At 56.9% G+C, this 15946-nt stretch carries 28 protein-coding genes, 4 tRNA genes and 1 pseudogene; all 33 read right to left on the reverse strand.

The window, feature by feature from the left end; translation table 11 throughout:
- Positions 1-65: 65 nt before the first annotated feature.
- Complete coding sequence (gene rpsK / locus HUJ17_RS00350) at positions 66-464, reverse strand: 30S ribosomal protein S11 (protein WP_011587706.1); 399 nt, start codon at positions 462-464, stop codon at positions 66-68.
- Positions 465-499: 35 nt separating this feature from the next.
- A complete protein-coding gene (gene rpsM / locus HUJ17_RS00355) occupies positions 500-856 on the reverse strand; it encodes a 30S ribosomal protein S13 (protein ID WP_062817653.1) in 357 nt (118 codons plus the stop codon).
- Positions 857-972: 116 nt separating this feature from the next.
- Positions 973-1089: a 50S ribosomal protein L36 gene (gene rpmJ / locus HUJ17_RS00360; RefSeq protein ID WP_008928865.1), complete on the reverse strand. Its 117-nt coding sequence runs from the start codon at positions 1087-1089 to the stop codon at positions 973-975.
- A 17-nt stretch (positions 1090-1106) separates the two neighbouring features.
- The gene (secY, locus tag HUJ17_RS00365; RefSeq protein WP_290508857.1) at positions 1107-2489 is read right to left on the reverse strand and encodes a preprotein translocase subunit SecY; all 1383 of its coding nucleotides are present in this window, start codon (positions 2487-2489) and stop codon (positions 1107-1109) included.
- An 11-nt stretch (positions 2490-2500) separates the two neighbouring features.
- Positions 2501-2935, reverse strand: coding sequence for a 50S ribosomal protein L15 (rplO, locus tag HUJ17_RS00370; RefSeq protein WP_290508866.1), 435 nt, complete (start codon positions 2933-2935; stop codon positions 2501-2503).
- A gap of 3 nt (positions 2936-2938) precedes the next feature.
- Complete coding sequence (gene rpmD / locus HUJ17_RS00375) at positions 2939-3121, reverse strand: 50S ribosomal protein L30 (protein WP_062817655.1); 183 nt, start codon at positions 3119-3121, stop codon at positions 2939-2941.
- Between the two features lie 23 nt (positions 3122-3144).
- Positions 3145-3642 carry a 30S ribosomal protein S5 gene (gene rpsE, locus HUJ17_RS00380; RefSeq protein WP_035249941.1) on the reverse strand — a complete coding sequence of 166 codons (498 nt, stop codon included), beginning with the start codon at positions 3640-3642 and terminating at the stop codon, positions 3145-3147.
- A gap of 12 nt (positions 3643-3654) precedes the next feature.
- Positions 3655-4005, reverse strand: a complete 351-nt coding sequence (rplR, locus tag HUJ17_RS00385) for a 50S ribosomal protein L18 (protein WP_035249939.1) — start codon at positions 4003-4005, stop codon at positions 3655-3657.
- A 17-nt stretch (positions 4006-4022) separates the two neighbouring features.
- Positions 4023-4556, reverse strand: a complete 534-nt coding sequence (rplF, locus tag HUJ17_RS00390; protein WP_290508858.1) for a 50S ribosomal protein L6 — start codon at positions 4554-4556, stop codon at positions 4023-4025.
- Between the two features lie 31 nt (positions 4557-4587).
- Positions 4588-4980, reverse strand: a complete 393-nt coding sequence (rpsH, locus tag HUJ17_RS00395; RefSeq protein ID WP_062817658.1) for a 30S ribosomal protein S8 — start codon at positions 4978-4980, stop codon at positions 4588-4590.
- A gap of 26 nt (positions 4981-5006) precedes the next feature.
- Positions 5007-5312, reverse strand: a complete 306-nt coding sequence (rpsN, locus tag HUJ17_RS00400) for a 30S ribosomal protein S14 (protein WP_035249935.1) — start codon at positions 5310-5312, stop codon at positions 5007-5009.
- A gap of 11 nt (positions 5313-5323) precedes the next feature.
- Complete coding sequence (rplE, locus tag HUJ17_RS00405; protein WP_290508859.1) at positions 5324-5863, reverse strand: 50S ribosomal protein L5; 540 nt, start codon at positions 5861-5863, stop codon at positions 5324-5326.
- 12 nt (positions 5864-5875) lie between these two features.
- Positions 5876-6184 (reverse strand): 50S ribosomal protein L24, encoded by a 309-nt coding sequence (gene rplX / locus HUJ17_RS00410; protein WP_290508860.1) that lies wholly within the window; start codon positions 6182-6184, stop codon positions 5876-5878.
- Positions 6185-6199: 15 nt separating this feature from the next.
- Complete coding sequence (rplN, locus tag HUJ17_RS00415) at positions 6200-6568, reverse strand: 50S ribosomal protein L14 (protein ID WP_022986486.1); 369 nt, start codon at positions 6566-6568, stop codon at positions 6200-6202.
- 50 nt (positions 6569-6618) lie between these two features.
- On the reverse strand, positions 6619-6885 hold the full coding sequence (rpsQ, locus tag HUJ17_RS00420; protein WP_290508861.1) for a 30S ribosomal protein S17: 267 nt from the start codon (positions 6883-6885) through the stop codon (positions 6619-6621).
- A gap of 2 nt (positions 6886-6887) precedes the next feature.
- Positions 6888-7079 (reverse strand): 50S ribosomal protein L29, encoded by a 192-nt coding sequence (rpmC, locus tag HUJ17_RS00425; RefSeq protein ID WP_011587694.1) that lies wholly within the window; start codon positions 7077-7079, stop codon positions 6888-6890.
- 3 nt (positions 7080-7082) lie between these two features.
- A complete protein-coding gene (rplP, locus tag HUJ17_RS00430) occupies positions 7083-7496 on the reverse strand; it encodes a 50S ribosomal protein L16 (RefSeq protein ID WP_035249931.1) in 414 nt (137 codons plus the stop codon).
- Between the two features lie 13 nt (positions 7497-7509).
- On the reverse strand, positions 7510-8208 hold the full coding sequence (gene rpsC / locus HUJ17_RS00435) for a 30S ribosomal protein S3 (RefSeq protein ID WP_062817663.1): 699 nt from the start codon (positions 8206-8208) through the stop codon (positions 7510-7512).
- A 4-nt stretch (positions 8209-8212) separates the two neighbouring features.
- Positions 8213-8557 (reverse strand): 50S ribosomal protein L22, encoded by a 345-nt coding sequence (rplV, locus tag HUJ17_RS00440; RefSeq protein ID WP_062817664.1) that lies wholly within the window; start codon positions 8555-8557, stop codon positions 8213-8215.
- Between the two features lie 10 nt (positions 8558-8567).
- Complete coding sequence (rpsS, locus tag HUJ17_RS00445; RefSeq protein WP_035249928.1) at positions 8568-8843, reverse strand: 30S ribosomal protein S19; 276 nt, start codon at positions 8841-8843, stop codon at positions 8568-8570.
- Positions 8844-8865: 22 nt separating this feature from the next.
- Complete coding sequence (gene rplB, locus HUJ17_RS00450) at positions 8866-9690, reverse strand: 50S ribosomal protein L2 (protein WP_290508862.1); 825 nt, start codon at positions 9688-9690, stop codon at positions 8866-8868.
- Positions 9691-9708: 18 nt separating this feature from the next.
- A complete protein-coding gene (rplW, locus tag HUJ17_RS00455) occupies positions 9709-10005 on the reverse strand; it encodes a 50S ribosomal protein L23 (RefSeq protein ID WP_062817666.1) in 297 nt (98 codons plus the stop codon).
- Entirely contained in the window at positions 10002-10604 is a 603-nt protein-coding gene (gene rplD, locus HUJ17_RS00460; RefSeq protein WP_290508863.1) for a 50S ribosomal protein L4, read from the reverse strand. Before rplD ends, rplW begins: the two co-directional genes overlap by 4 nt.
- Positions 10605-10618: 14 nt before the next feature.
- The gene (gene rplC, locus HUJ17_RS00465; RefSeq protein WP_035249924.1) at positions 10619-11254 is read right to left on the reverse strand and encodes a 50S ribosomal protein L3; all 636 of its coding nucleotides are present in this window, start codon (positions 11252-11254) and stop codon (positions 10619-10621) included.
- A gap of 43 nt (positions 11255-11297) precedes the next feature.
- Positions 11298-11609, reverse strand: a complete 312-nt coding sequence (gene rpsJ / locus HUJ17_RS00470) for a 30S ribosomal protein S10 (RefSeq protein WP_022986497.1) — start codon at positions 11607-11609, stop codon at positions 11298-11300.
- 354 nt (positions 11610-11963) lie between these two features.
- The gene (tuf, locus tag HUJ17_RS00475) at positions 11964-13154 is read right to left on the reverse strand and encodes an elongation factor Tu (protein WP_035250768.1); all 1191 of its coding nucleotides are present in this window, start codon (positions 13152-13154) and stop codon (positions 11964-11966) included.
- A 155-nt stretch (positions 13155-13309) separates the two neighbouring features.
- Positions 13310-13385, reverse strand: a tRNA-Thr gene (locus HUJ17_RS00480).
- A gap of 47 nt (positions 13386-13432) precedes the next feature.
- Positions 13433-13506: transfer RNA gene (locus HUJ17_RS00485), tRNA-Gly, on the reverse strand.
- 65 nt (positions 13507-13571) lie between these two features.
- A tRNA-Tyr gene (locus tag HUJ17_RS00490) sits at positions 13572-13655 on the reverse strand.
- Between the two features lie 75 nt (positions 13656-13730).
- Positions 13731-13806: transfer RNA gene (locus HUJ17_RS00495), tRNA-Thr, on the reverse strand.
- Between the two features lie 60 nt (positions 13807-13866).
- The gene (locus tag HUJ17_RS00500) at positions 13867-14547 is read right to left on the reverse strand and encodes an SPOR domain-containing protein (RefSeq protein WP_290508864.1); all 681 of its coding nucleotides are present in this window, start codon (positions 14545-14547) and stop codon (positions 13867-13869) included.
- Between the two features lie 22 nt (positions 14548-14569).
- Positions 14570-15304, reverse strand: coding sequence for a type III pantothenate kinase (locus tag HUJ17_RS00505; protein ID WP_290508865.1), 735 nt, complete (start codon positions 15302-15304; stop codon positions 14570-14572).
- Positions 15301-15924 (reverse strand): annotated as a pseudogene (locus tag HUJ17_RS00510) (biotin--[acetyl-CoA-carboxylase] ligase); the annotation flags it as partial. The pseudogene HUJ17_RS00510 and the gene HUJ17_RS00505, both read right to left, overlap by 4 nt.
- Positions 15925-15946: the final 22 nt, after the last annotated feature.

The following is a 15946-nucleotide window of genomic DNA, read 5'->3' on the forward strand; positions in this document are numbered from 1 at the left end:
TGCCTTCACGACGGGAAAGCTTGCACTTGGGACCGATGTATCTTGCCATCTTGCTTTAACTCCCGTTACACGCGACGCTTTTTGGGCGGACGACAGCCGTTATGCGGAATCGGCGTAACGTCCTCAATATGGGTAATCTTGTAGCCACAGCCATTCAGTGCACGAATGGAAGATTCGCGACCTGGGCCCGGGCCTTTTACCCGTACTTCCAAATTCTTGAGACCGTAGTCCTTGGCAGCATTACCCGCATTTTCGGCAGCCACCTGGGCAGCAAACGGGGTGCTCTTACGGGAACCACGGAAACCAGCGCCACCGGAGGTCGCCCAGGACAACGCATTACCCTGACGATCAGTGATGGTGATGATGGTATTGTTGAAGGATGCGTGCACGTGGGCGATACCGTCTGCAACGGTACGCGTTACCTTCTTACGACGTGCGCCACTATCTTTCTTTGACTTAGCCATAATGCCTATCCAAATCCAGCCGCTGAAGTTTCAGCTTATTTGCGAATCGGTTTACGCGGACCTTTACGGGTCCGAGCATTGGTCTTGGTACGCTGGCCACGCAGTGGCAAGCCGCGACGATGACGAATACCACGGTAGCAACCGAGGTCCATCAGACGCTTGATGTTCATGGTGATTTCCCGGCGCAGGTCACCTTCAGTAGACAACTTGGCTACCTCGCCACGAATGACGTCAAGTTGTTCACCGCTCAGATCACGAACTTTCGCGGTCTGATCAATACCGGCCGCGGTGCAGATTTGAGCTGCACGGGTACGACCGATCCCGAAGATGTAGGTGAGAGAGATCACCGTGTGCTTATTTTCCGGGATGTTAACGCCTGCAATACGGGCCATCCGAATATCTCCGATTCACAAAACGGGTGGCGCCAGACTCAAGGGCGCCGAAAGGCGGCAGAGTCTAGCGCTACACCGACTGAATTTCAACCAAACACTTAAAAGAAGACGTAACCTTAACCCTGGCGCTGCTTGTGCCGGGGTTCGGCACTGCAGATAACCATGACGCGACCCTTACGACGGATCACTTTGCAGTTTCGGCAGATCTTCTTCACAGAAGCCTGAACTTTCATCGCACTCGCCTCGTTCGTTAACGCACCAGACCGGTGCCACCATACCCTTTCAGGTTGGATTTCTTCATCAACTTCTCGTACTGGGTGGACGTCAGGTGCGAATTAACTTGCGACCAGAAATCCATCACCACCACCACCACAATCAGCAGGGAGGTGCCGCCCAGATAGAAGGGCACGTTGGCAACTGCCTGCAGACCCAGCGGCAGCAAGCACACCAGCGTCATGTATACCGAACCGATCAGGGTCAAACGTCCCATCACTGTGTCGATATAGCGAGCAGATTGCTCGCCCGGGCGAATGCCCGGAATATAAGCGCCGGATTTCTTCAGGTTGTCAGCGACATCCTTCGGATTGAACACCAGCGCAGTATAAAAGTAGCAGAAGAACACGATTGCCAGGGTAAACAGCAGAATATACAGCGGCGTACCCGGCAGCAGAGCATCACTAACGTTTCTCAGTGCCTCTCCCCACCAGGAGTCCGGATTGGAATCACTGAACCACTGGGTCAGCGATGCCGGAAACAGCAGAATGGAGCTGGCAAAGATAGCCGGAATAACGCCTGCCATGTTCACCTTCAGCGGCAGATGACTCTGCTGCGCTGCATACACACGACGTCCCTGCTGACGACGTGCATAGTTCACCGTAATACGGCGCTGCCCGCGCTCCATGAAAACCACACCGAAAATCACGGCGAGGGCCACCAGGAACACAAACAACATCATGATCAGGCTCAGGTCACCAGTACGGGCGGACTCGAAAGTCTGCGCAATGGCGCCAGGCAGGCCTGACACGATGGACGCGAAGATCAGCATGGAAATACCATTGCCGATACCCCGCTCGGTAATCTGCTCACCCAGCCACATCAGGAAGACGGTACCGGTCAGCAAGGTGGTTACCGCCACAAAATAGAAGCTGGCAACCTGCATCGTGCTGGCCGTTTCCGGCAGCAACGTAATGCCCTGGCTGTTAAGTCCGGCAACCATGCCGAAGGACTGGATGCCACCCAGTAATACCGTCAGATAACGGGTGTACTGGGTAATCTTGCGCCGACCCTGCTCACCTTCCTTACGAAGCTGCTCAAGGGTAGGCACTACTGCTGTCATCAACTGAATCACGATGCTGGCAGTAATGTAGGGCATGATGCCCAGCGCAAAGATACTCATGCGCTCCAGGGAGCCCCCGGAGAACATGTTGAACAGGCCAAGAATGGTGTCCCGGTTGTTGTTGAACATCTGCTGCAACGCTTCCGGGTTCATGCCCGGGACCGGGATATGTGCCCCGATCCGGAACACCACCAGGGCGCCCAACAGAAAACCGATTCGCCGCCACAGCTCACGCATTGCGCTGCTGTCAGCCTTCGGCGGACCACCATTCAATGTCTGAGCGCGATTCTTCGCCATAAAGCGCTGCCTTATTCTTCGACTTTACCGCCAGCTTTCTCGACCGCTTCGCGGGCGCCTTTGCTGATCGCTACGCCACGAATGGTGACTGCACGGTCGATTTCGCCCTGCAGAACAATCTTGGCGCGCTTCATGTCACGACGCACAACATTGGCTGCTTTCAGGGCGGCCAGATCGATCACATCGCCTTCAACTTTAGCCAGTTCAGCAAGACGGACTTCAGCAGTGCCCATAGCCAGCTTGGACGTGAAACCGAACTTCGGCACACGACGCTGCAGCGGCATTTGACCACCCTCGAAACCGGGCTTCACCGTTCCGCCGGAGCGGGACTTCTGACCCTTATGGCCGCGACCACCGGTCTTGCCCAGGCCGGAGCCGATACCACGACCAACGCGCTTAGCGTCCGGACGGGAACCTTCAGCGGGATGCAGATCATTCAGACGCATCACTTATTCTCCCTCTACCTGCACCAGATACGCGACCTTGTTGATCATGCCGCGTACTGCCGGGGTATCTTCAACTTCCACAGTGTGGCCGATGCGGCGCAGACCGAGACCGCGCACACAGGCCCTATGCTTTTCCAGCCGGCCGTTGATGCTCTTAACCAGCTTTACCTTGATCTTATCAGCCATCGTAACGATTCCGTTATCTGCGCTTAGTTCAGAATGTCTTCGACAGACTTGCCACGCTTGGCAGCCACAGACTCCGGAGAAGCCATGGACTTCAGGCCGTTAAAAGTAGCCCGAACCACGTTTACCGGATTGGTGGAGCCATAGCACTTGGCCAGTACGTTCTGAACGCCTGCGACTTCCAGCACGGCACGCATGGCACCGCCGGCAATTACACCGGTACCGTCATCGGCCGGCTGCATGTACACCTTGGAGGCACCGTGACGAGCCTTCATCGGGTGCTGGATGGTGGTGCCGTTGAGCTCCACCTGAATCATGTTGCGGCGGGCAGCTTCCAGGGCTTTCTGGATAGCAGCAGGCACTTCACGGGCCTTACCACGACCAAAGCCGACCTTACCCTTGCCGTCACCCACTACGGTCAACGCGGTAAAACCGAAAATACGGCCGCCTTTAACAACCTTAGCAACCCGGTTTACCTGAACCAGCTTTTCCTGCAGACCTTCGTTGGGATCAACCTTCGCCATAACCAAGCACCCTTAGAATTCAAGACCGTTTTCACGCGCGGCATCTGCCAGCGCCTTAACACGGCCGTGATATTTGAAACCAGAACGGTCAAAGGCTACGCGCTCAATGCCCGCTTCCTTGGCACGCTGAGCGATCAGCTGGCCAACTTTCACCGCTGCGTCAGCATTACCTGTCGCGTCAGCACGCAGATCTTTTTCAACCGTGCTTGCAGACGCCAGCACCTGGTCACCAGCCACAGAGATCACCTGCGCATAAATATGACGCGGGGTACGATGTACGCAGAGACGGACTTCGCCCAGCTCGCGGATCTTCAGGCGAGTGCGCTTGGCCCTGCGTAGACGTGAAACTTTTTTGTCTTTCATGGCATCAATCTCGACGATTATTTCTTCTTGGCTTCCTTACGGCGCACTTGCTCATCAGCATAGCGCACCCCTTTGCCCTTGTAGGGCTCAGGCGGACGGAAGGCCCGAACATTGGCAGCAACCTGACCAACCAGCTGCTTATCAATGCCTTTAATGACAATTTCGGTCTGGCTCGGGGTTTCAACAGTAATCCCTTCAGGCAGCTCGAAAGCTACCGGATGGGAAAAACCGAGGGTCAGGTTCAGTACCTTGCCCTGAGCCTGCGCGCGATAACCCACACCGAGGAGCTGAAGCTTACGCTCGAACCCTTCGGCAACGCCAGTCACCATGTTATTCAGCAGAGCCCGAGAGGTTCCGGCCAGTGCCCACGCCTTCTGGGAATCATCGTGCGGCTTAACCGTTACCACACCATCTTCCAGAGACACGGCTACCAGCTCGTGTACTTCGTGCTCCATGCTGCCTTTGCCACCTTTAACGGTGACTTTCTGGCCGTCGACTTTGACTTCGACGCCCTTCGGCAGATTTACCGGACTTTTAGCTACTCTAGACATTGCTGCACCTAACCCGTCTACGCCACTTCTGTTAGGACACTTCGCAGATCAGCTCGCCACCAACATTGGCTTTGCGCGCTGCGCGGTCAGAAATAATGCCCTGATTGGTGGATACGATCATGATACCCAGGCCGCCTTTGACCTTGGGAATCTCACCCGCGGCCTTGTAGACCCGCAGACCAGGACGACTTACCCGTTTGATCGTGTCAATCACCGGGTTGCCTTCGAAATACTTAAGCTCAACCGTCATTACCGGTTTCTTGTCATCGCTGATCTTGTAATCAGCAATGAAGCCCTCTTCCTTCAGTACTTTGGCTACAGCTTCCTTTGCCTTGGAGGCAGGAATCTCGACCTGTACTTTCTCGGCCATCTGGGCGTTACGAATACGAGTTAACATATCCGCCATGGTATCTTGCATGCTCATGCCGCAATCGCTCCGCTTAACTTTGCTTACCAGCTGGCTTTAACCAGACCGGGAACATCACCGCGCATCGCTGCTTCACGCAGCTTGATCCGGCTCAGGCCGAACTTGCGGTAGTAGCCGTGCGGACGACCGGTGATACGGCAGCGATTACGCTGACGAACCGGGGAAGAATCGCGCGGCAATTTTTGCAGCTGAAGCTGAGCATCCCACTTCGCTTCAGGTTCTGCATTGGGATCCTGGATAATCGCCTTAAGCGCTGCACGCTTGGCGGCAAAACGCTTAACCAGCTTAGCGCGTTTTGCTTCCCGGTTTTTCATGGATTCTTTAGCCATGATAAATCCTCTTAGCCCTTCAGCGGGAAGTTGAAGGCGCGCAGCAGCGCCCGTGCTTGGTCGTCGTTTTCAGCTGTGGTGGTAATGGTAATATCCAGACCACGCAGCTTGTCGACTTTGTCAAAATCGATTTCCGGGAACACGATCTGCTCACGCAGACCCATGGAATAGTTACCACGCCCATCAAAGGATTTCGGATTCAGACCACGGAAGTCGCGAATACGCGGAATGGCAATGGAGACCAGGCGCTCGAGAAATTCATACATTCTCTCGCCACGCAGGGTTACCTTACAGCCAATCGGCCAGCCTTCACGAATCTTGAAGCCTGCAACAGACTTCCGCGCGTTGGTTACCAGGGGCTTCTGACCGGAAATTGCGGTCATGTCCGCCAGGGCACCATCCATCGCCTTACGATCCTGGGAGGCCTCACCAACACCCATGTTCAGGGTGATCTTGGTGATCTTTGGCACTTCCATGATATTACCGAGACCAAGCTCTTCTTTCAGCTTGGGCACGATTTCGTCTTGATAAATCTTTTTCAGATCACTCATGGGTCACCTAACCTACAGCGTTTCGCCGTTGGACTTGAAGAAACGCACTTTTTTGCCGTCTTCAAAACGGAAGCCCACACGATCCGCTTTCTGCGTCTTGGGGTTCCAGATGGCAACGTTGGAAGCGTTAAGCGATGCTTCCTGTTCTACGATGCCGCCTTGAGTACCACGGTTAGGATTGGCTTTAACATGTTTCTTGACCATGTTGACGCCAGCAACGATGAGGCGACCGTTGTCCAGAACCTGCTGAACAGAGCCACGCTTACCTTTGTCCTTTCCCGCAATTACGATGACTTCGTCATCACGCTTAATCTTGAGCATTACCTTCACCCGCCTTTACAGAACTTCAGGTGCCAGGGAGATGATCTTCATAAACTGCTCGGTACGCAGCTCCCGCGTTACCGGGCCGAAGATCCGGGTACCAATCGGTGCTTTGTTGTTGTTCAACAGCACCGCGGCGTTTTCGTCGAAACGAATCAGTGAACCGTCTGGACGACGCACACCCTTACGGGTACGCACGACCACAGCGGTCATTACATCACCTTTCTTTACACGGCCGCGCGGAATTGCTTCCTTCACTGTGACCTTGATGATGTCACCAATGCCTGCATAGCGGCGGTGAGAACCACCCAGCACTTTGATGCACTGTACCCGACGGGCGCCGCTGTTATCGGCGACTTCGAGCATGCTTTCGGTCTGAATCATCGCTAAATCTCTCCAACTCTGCCTTTACAGGCAGCCACAGCAACGGTCCGTCAGGCTTCGTTCGCCTGTTCAACTACGTTTACCAGCATCCAGGTCTTGCGCTTGGACAGCGGCCGGCACTCCTCAATGGTGACCAGGTCACCTTCACGACATGCATTTTCTTCATCGTGCGCCATCAGTTTCGTGGAACGCTTGATGATCTTGCCGTAAATCGGGTGCTGGACCCGGCGCTCTACCAACACAGTGATAGTTTTGTCACCTTTATTAGAGATGACTTTGCCGGTAGCGGTCCGGCGCATTGTATTCGCCTCTGCCATGACTAGTTACCCTGCTTCTCTCTCAGAATGGTCTTAACGCGCGCAATATTGCGGCGAACCGTCCCAAGCTCATGGGTTTTAGAAATCTGACCGGACGCGCTCTTCATACGCAGCTTGAATTGTTCTTCAAGCAGCTCGATTTGCGTCTGCTGCAGCTCTTCGACACTCTTTTCTTTCAGCTCGCTCGCTTTCATGGCTTACATCACCGTCCGAGTCACGACACGGGTGCTTACCGGCAGCTTGGCCGCGGCCAGACGGAACGCTTCACGCGCAACGTCTTCTGACACACCTTCCATTTCGTAAAGCATCTTGCCCGGTTGAATCTGGGCAACCCAATACTCTACAGAACCCTTACCTTTACCCATCCGCACTTCGAGAGGCTTCTTGGTAATCGGCTTGTCCGGGAAAACCCGGATCCAAATTTTACCACCACGCTTGATGTGGCGGGTCATTGCACGACGGGCCGCTTCGATCTGGCGCGCAGTAATACGGCCACGACCGGTAGCTTGCAGACCAATAGTGCCAAAAGACACTTTGCTGCCCCGCTGTGCCAGGCCGCGGTTACGGCCCTTCATCACTTTCCGGAATTTGGTACGCTTCGGCTGCAACATCGTTCGTTACCCTTTAACCGCGGCCGCGCTTCTTCGCGCCCTTGGACTGCTTCTGCTGCTCTTCCTGCTGAACCTGCTCCATGCCACCAAGCACTTCGCCACGGAAGATCCACACCTTGATACCGATGGTGCCGTAAGTGGTTTCAGCACGTACGCTTGCGTAATCGATGTCGGCACGCAAAGTATGCAGAGGCACTCGGCCCTCGCGGTACCACTCGGTACGCGCAATTTCTGCACCACCCAGACGACCGGACAACTGAATCTTGATACCTTCAGCACCGGACTTCATGGCGTTCTGAACCGCACGCTTCATGGCACGACGGAACATCACACGGCGCTCCAGCTGACCGGCAACATTGTCGCCTACCAGACGCGCATCCAGGTCGGGCTTGCGCACTTCCTCGATGTTGATATGAACCGGCACACCCATCTGGGCGGCAACATCGCGGCGCAGACGCTCGACATCTTCGCCTTTCTTACCAATCACGATGCCCGGACGTGCAGTAGCAATAGTGATGCGTACGTTCTCTGACGGACGCTCAATCTTGATACGGCTCACCGACGCGTTCTTCAAACGCTTGAACAGGAACTCACGCACCTGCAGGTCGGTAACCAGGCAGTCTGAGTAAGACTTCGGTCCGGCATACCAGAGCGAGTTGTGCTCTTTGACAATGCCAAGGCGAATACCGACCGGATGAACTTTCTGACCCATCTGGTTACTCCTGACCTTCTGAGACTTTCACAGTAATGTGGCAAGTACGCTTGAGGATTCGGTCAGCGCGGCCTTTGGCGCGCGGACGAATACGCTTCATGGTCATGCCTTCATCCACGTAAACCGTGGACACCTTCAGCTCATCAACGTCAGCGCCGTCGTTGTTTTCCGCATTTGCAATCGCGGACTCCAGCACTTTCTTAACGATTTTTGCCGCCTTCTTCGGGCTGAATTCCAGAAGATTCAGCGCCTTCTCGACTTCCAGGCCTCGGACCTGGTCCGCTACGAGGCGGGCTTTCTGAGCCGAAATTCTTGCGCCGCGCAGACGGGCTGCAACTTCAGTAGCCATGGCTGTCACCTTATCGCTTAGCCTTTTTGTCCACGATATGCCCGCGGTAAGTGCGGGTCAGGGCGAATTCGCCCAACTTGTGGCCCACCATGTGCTCGGTAACCATTACCGGGACATGCTGTTTGCCGTTATGCACAGCAATTGTCAGACCCACCATCTCCGGAACAATCATGGAGCGACGGGACCAGGTTTTAATCGGCTTACGGGAGCCGGCTTCCACCGCATCTTCCACCTTGCTGAGCAGGTGGTGATCCACAAAAGGACCTTTTTTCAGTGAACGTGGCACAGCCTGAACCTCTCTTTATCCCTTACTTACGACGGTCACGCACAATCATCTTGGAAGTGCGCTTGTTTGTACGGGTCTTGTGGCCCTTAGTCGGCACACCCCAGGGGGTTACCGGATGACGACCACCAGAAGAGCGCCCTTCACCACCACCATGTGGGTGGTCGACCGGGTTCATCGCCGCACCGCGAACGGTGGGTCGAACACCCCGCCAGCGCGTTGCGCCCGCTTTACCCAGTGAGCGCAAACTATGCTCACTGTTGGATACTGATCCGATGGTCGCCTTGCAGTCGGCGTGAACCTTGCGCATTTCGCCAGAGCGCAAACGCAGGGTCACATACTGACCGTCTTTCGCCAGCACCTGCACAGAAGTTCCTGCAGAACGCGCCAGCTGACCACCTTTACCGGGCTTCATTTCCACGTTATGCACGGTGGAACCCAGCGGAATATTACGCAGCGGCAAGGCGTTACCCAGCTTGATCGGCGCATCTTCGCCGGACTGGATGCGATCTTCCGCTTGCAGGCCTTTGGGGGCCAAAATATAGCGACGCTCACCGTCCAGGTACTTGACCAGCGCAATGTGCGCGGAACGGTTCGGATCGTATTCCAGACGCTCAACAATGCCTACAACACCGTCTTTGTTGCGACGGAAGTCGACCAAGCGATATTTCTGCTTGTGACCGCCACCCTTATGACGAGTGGTGATACGACCATTGTTGTTACGACCACCGTTTTTGCTCTTGGCTTCCAACAGCGGCGCGTAGGGAGCACCTTTATGCAGATCTTCGTTGACCACCTTGACTACAAAGCGGCGGCCCGGAGAAGTCGGCTTGCACTTTACAATCGCCATTATTCCTTACTCCCTTCCTTACTCTGCGCCCAGGAAGTCAATGTCCTGGCCTTCCTCAAGGGAAACATAGGCCTTCTTCCAGTCAGCGCGCTTACCCGCAACGCGACCAAAGAATTTGGACTTGCCTTTCATGTTGGCGGTACGAACAGCCTTAACCTTCACTTCAAAAAGGGCTTCTACTGCCTTTTTGATTTCCAGCTTGTTCGCATCTTTAGCCACTTTAAACACGAAGGTGCCGTTCTGATCGGCAAGAATTGTTGCCTTCTCAGACACGTGCGCAGCACGCAGCACTTTCAAAATACGTTCCTGGTTCATGCCAGTGCCTCCTCAAGCTTCTTCAGAGCCGGCACAGTAACAAGCACCTTCTCGAAAGCAATCAGGCTCACCGGATCTACGCCATCAGCGTCACGCACGTCGACTTTCGGCAGATTGCGCGAACCCAGGTAAAGGTTCTCGTCAACACTGTCAGTCACAATCAGTACGTTAGTCAGATCCAGCTCTTTCAGCTTGGCTGCAACAGCCTTGGTCTTCGGCTCGCCGACGGTGAACTCATCCACCACAACCAGACGATCCTGACGAACCAGCTCAGACATGATGCACTGGAGCGCACCACGGTACATTTTACGGTTCACTTTTTGAGAGTGATCACGCGGTACCGCAGCAAACGTCTTGCCGCCGCCACGCCAGATCGGGCTACGGATCGTACCCGCACGGGCACGGCCTGTGCCTTTTTGGCGCCACGGTTTACGGCCACCACCACTCACATCAGAGCGGTTTTTCTGGGCTTTTGTACCCTGACGGGCACCAGCCAGAAACGCAGTAACAACCTGATGAACCAGAGGCTCGTTAAAGTCCTTGCCGAAGGCGACTTCGGAAACGGTAACGGTACCTCCAGAGGCAGTATTGAGATTCATCCTCTATTCCTCTTTCAGGCCTTCGCCTTCACTGCCAGACGCACGATCACATCACCACCGGTAGCACCGGGGACCGCACCTTTAACCAGCAACAGATTCTTTTCAGCATCTACGCGAACCACTTCCAGATTCTGGACAGTGACGCGCTCAGCACCCATATGGCCAGCCATCTTCTTGCCTTTAAACACTCGGCCCGGGGTCTGGTTTTGACCAATGGAACCCGGAGCACGGTGAGACAAGGAGTTACCGTGGGTCATATCCTGGGTGCTGAAGTTCCAACGCTTCACGCCACCAGCAAAACCCTTACCTTTGGAAGTGCCGGTCACATCAATCATCTGACCCGCTTCAAATCCTTCGACGGTCACTTCAGAACCCGGCTGCAGCTCACCCGCCTCAGCACGGAATTCCCAAACGCCACGGCCTGCTTCCACACCAGCCTTTGCAAAATGACCGGCTTGCGCCTTGGTCACGCGGCTGGCACGGCGCTCACCGACCGTTACTTGCACGGCCTGGTAGCCATCTGATTCTTCGGCCTTGAGCTGGGAGACCCGATTCGGGGTCACTTCGATGACAGTCACGGGAACACTGATACCTTCCTCAGTGAAGACCCGGGTCATCCCACATTTCCGACCGATCACACCAATCGCCATTGTTTACCTCTTCACAACCTGTCGCGGTAATACCCGCCCGTTGTTAACCCAGGCTGATCTGCACATCCACACCAGCAGCCAGATCCAGCTTCATCAGCGCATCCACGGTTTTATCCGTAGGCTCAACGATGTCCACCAGCCGCTTGTGGGTGCGGATCTCATACTGATCTCGCGCGTCTTTGTTTACGTGCGGAGAGATCAGCACTGTAAAGCGTTCTTTACGCGTCGGCAGCGGGATAGGACCCGTCACTTGCGCGCCTGTCCGTTTAGCCGTATCCACGATCTCTTGGGCGGACTGATCAATCAGACGATGATCAAAGGCCTTGAGCCGGATGCGGATTCTTTGGTTAGCCATAGCTAACAAACTCCAGACTGTTTCGAACCATATTTATATGGCAAAAAGCCCACTTACCTGATCACTAACGGATAGGTGAGTGGTGTCAAAACAAGCCCGGGAACAATGCCCCGGTTGGTACTGCTCGAAAGCAGGGCGCAGATAGTAGCCATTCCCCCCGGGCATTGCAAGGGCCTTTTGCCCCTAATCCGGGAAATCCGGCAAAAAAGTGAAAATAAAGTGCTCTCGCCCCTTACAGTCTACCTTCCTACCCACTCCCGGCATCCCGAGAGCACGCCGGCACACGCCCAAAGGCCTGACACCAGCATCAAAAAGGGGCCGCCAGGCGGCCCCCTTTCACACACCGAGCAAGACTTACTCGGTGATTTTGGCTACCACACCGGCACCAACGGTACGACCACCTTCGCGGATAGCGAAGCGCAGGCCGTCTTCCATGGCGATCGGTGCGATCAGCTCAACGTCCATTTGCACGTTGTCGCCCGGCATTACCATCTCGGTACCTTCCGGCAGGGTACAAGCACCCGTTACGTCGGTGGTACGGAAGTAGAACTGCGGACGGTAGCCGTTGAAGAACGGAGTGTGACGACCACCTTCGTCCTTGCTCAGCACGTACACCTCAGCGATAAACTTGGTGTGCGGCTTGATGGAGCCCGGCTTGGCCAGAACCTGACCACGCTCAACGTCATCACGCTTGGTACCACGCAGCAGAACACCAACGTTCTCACCAGCACGACCTTCGTCCAGCAGCTTGCGGAACATTTCCACACCGGTACAGGTGGTCTTGGTGGTGTCGTGGATACCGACGATCTCGATTTCCTCGCCCACTTTGATGATGCCACGCTCTACACGGCCGGTTACTACGGTACCGCGACCAGAGATGGAGAATACGTCTTCGATCGGCATCAGGAACGGCTGATCTACGGCACGCTCCGGCTCCGGGATGTACTCATCCAGGCACTCAACCAGTTTCTGCACGGCAGGCATACCGATTTCGCTGGTATCGCCTTCCAGTGCCTTCAGGGCAGAGCCCTTGATGATCGGCGTGTCGTCGCCCGGGAAGTCATAGTCGCTCAGCAGTTCGCGAACTTCCATTTCCACCAGCTCAAGCAGCTCTTCATCGTCAACCATGTCCGCTTTGTTCAGGAACACAACGATGTAAGGTACGCCAACCTGACGGGACAGCAGGATGTGCTCGCGGGTCTGCGGCATCGGGCCGTCAGCAGCGGAACATACCAGGATCGCACCGTCCATCTGCGCAGCACCGGTGATCATGTTCTTCACATAATCAGCGTGACCCGGGCAGTCTACGTGGGCGTAGTGACGAGTCGGGGAATCGTATTCCACGTGAGAAGTTGCAATGGTGATACCACGCTCACGCTCTTCCGGGGCATTATCAATGCCGTCGAAAGCGATGGCGCTACCGCCCCAAACCTCTGCACACACGCGGGTCAGCGCGGCGGTCAGAGTGGTTTTACCATGGTCAACGTGACCAATGGTGCCTACGTTTACGTGCGGTTTATTACGTTCAAACTTTTCCTTTGCCACGACTCTTCACCTCTTAACTTGGCTGTGCTTCCTCGCCATATGGCGCGCATACACCCGATAAAGACACATTTAAGGACTGTATTGATAAACACAGACCACCTTGGCACCATCAAGACACATGAAGCCGGACCCAGGATATACCTGGGCCCGGAAATTGGAGCTCATGACCGGATTTGAACCGGTGACCTCACCCTTACCAAGGGTGTGCTCTACCTACTGAGCTACATGAGCGTAAACTTCATATTGCCTTGTCAGGCATCCAAATTGTCACCACAGCCTGGAGCGGGCAGCGGGAATCGAACCCGCATCATCAGCTTGGAAGGCTGAGGTTCTACCGTTGAACTATACCCGCAAACCTTCCGATGCCTGCCAGCCTTCCGGCCATACAAACCATCCAAAGAATGATCTGCTTTAATCTGGTGGAGGGGGGAGGATTCGAACCTCCGAAGCTTTCGCGTCAGATTTACAGTCTGATCCCTTTGGCCACTCGGGAACCCCTCCAGAAAAGGGCCTACATTCTCTTTTCGGCACAACCACTTGTCAACCAATTTTCAAGTAGTTAGGCACGTTTAAAGCTGGAGCTGGCGAGAGGAGTCGAACCCCCGACCGGCTGATTACAAATCAGCTGCTCTACCAACTGAGCTACGCCAGCAGCATAAGGGCTGCGCATTCTATAGAAAGCCCATCGGGGGTGCAATGATTGCCGCGGCGATTATCCGTTTTGTCGTGCCGGGGTCCGGCAGGCCACCCGATCGCGGCTCACCGCCGGGTTGCCGACCAGAAAATCCTCCAGCGCCGCGGCGCCGTCCGCCCTTTCCGGCATGTACAACCAGTATTCGGTCACCGGCCGCGAGGTCTCGCGCACAAAGGCCGGATAACCGGCATTATGCATTTTCACGCGCAGCCCTTCGGCGGACTCCTCGCTGGTGAAATACCCCAGGGAAATGGCGTTGGCGTCCTCCCCGGCCTTGACGATAAAGCTGTCCACGCCCCGGGACTGCAGCTCGCTGAGCACTTCCAGGGCCCGCTCACGGCTGTCGTAGGGGGGCAGGTAAACCCAGTTGAGGTGGTCTTTCTGAACCGTCACCGCGCGGATCGTTGCCGCCAACCCGGCCGCTTCCAGCTGCACGCGGGCGCGCTCCGCCTCGCCGCGGGCCGACCAGGGCCCGACCACCGGGCACAACCCCGGGCGCGCCGGTGCGTCCGGGCGCAGCGCCCGGTCCGGCTGCGGCGCTTCGCTCAACAGCCGCAGAGCGGGAGCGTCGGCAGACTCACCGGCGTCGGCGCGCTCAATAATGGCCGATGATCCGCCACCCCAAACGGCGTCGGATACCAGCTGCCAGCCCAGGTAGACCAGGTTCACCACCAGAAGGCTGTAAAAGACCCATCGCACCGACTGTCGCCCCCAAGCTTTATTATTGACGTGCCGCCACCCGCTCCAGACCGTCCAGCACCAGGTCGGGCAAATGCATGAATTCAAAGGAAAAGGCGGAGCTGAGCTCGTCCGCGTCGCCGCCGGTCACCAATACCTTGCAAGTATCCGGAAGGCGTTCACGCAGTTCAACCACCACATCCGTGACGAACGCCACAGACATGCGCAGCAGGCCGTTATGGACGCACTCCCCGGTGGAGCGCCCCAGCGCCAGGCGGGGCCGGGCCTGGTCCACGTGGACGTCGGCGGTGTCGCGCAGCAGCGCACTGCGCAGCATGCCCAGCCCCGGCACGATGTAGCCGCCCAGAAAACGGCCCTCGCCATCAATCGCGTCGATGGTGAGGGCGCTGCCGCAATCGATAATGATGCCGGCACCGAAGCGTTGCCAGCACTCCACCAGGGCCACCCAGCGGTCCACGCCCAGCCGGCGCGGCTCCGGGTAGCAGTTGCTGACCCCGAAGTCCTCCTGCCGGGAGTAGTAGAACCGCGGGGGCACCCCGGTACGCGCCTCGATCAAGGCGCCGATGCGCTCATCCGCTTCCGCGCCGGCCACCGACGCCACCCAGATCTGTTCGAATCCGGCCGCGCCGGCGTCCAGCGGCGCCTGCAGGGCCCGGGGCCAGTCACGGCCGTGGGCGGCGCCGCCCTGCACGGTCCCGTCCGCCCCACGGCGGCGCCATTTCAAGGCGGTGTTCCCCACATCCACGAACAACTTCATTGTAATCTCAAGCTCACTTCGCCGCCGTGCATGTAATGGATCTCTCCGTCTATTTCCACCCGCAGGGCGCCGTCCTCGGACACGCCCCGGGCCACCCCGGTGCGCTGACCGGCGCCAGTATGAATCACCACCGGCCGGTCCCGGCAGACGTCCATTTGATCGAAGGCCGCCGTGAACGGCGCGAAGCCGTCCACCGCGAACCGGTCAAGCATGGTGAGCAGCTCGCCGGCCACGGCGGTGGCCAGCCGCGTGCGGTCCGGCGGCGCCGCGCTGGCGCGGCGCAGGTCCGTCCAGTCCTGGTCGATGGCCTCGGCCTGGTGGTCGCTCATGGCCACGTTGATGCCGACGCCCACCACCACCTGGACCTGCCCCTCCATCTCGCCGGCCAGCTCAATCAGAACGCCGCCCAGCTTGGCGCCGTCCACCAGCAGGTCGTTGGGCCACTTCAGGCCCAGCCCCAGCTCCGGCACGGTGTCCGCCAGGGCCCTGCCTACGGCCACCCCGGCGGCGAGACTCAACCCGCCCAGCGACGAGAAGCCTCCGGACAGCTGGTACAGCACGCTCAAATAGAGGTTGGCGCCGAACGGCGATTGCCACTGCCGGCCGCGCCGGCCGCGCCCGGCGCTCTGGTACTACGTGGTC

The sequence above is a fragment of the Alcanivorax sp. genome (genome assembly GCF_014762765.1).
Lineage (GTDB): Bacteria > Pseudomonadota > Gammaproteobacteria > Pseudomonadales > Alcanivoracaceae > Alcanivorax.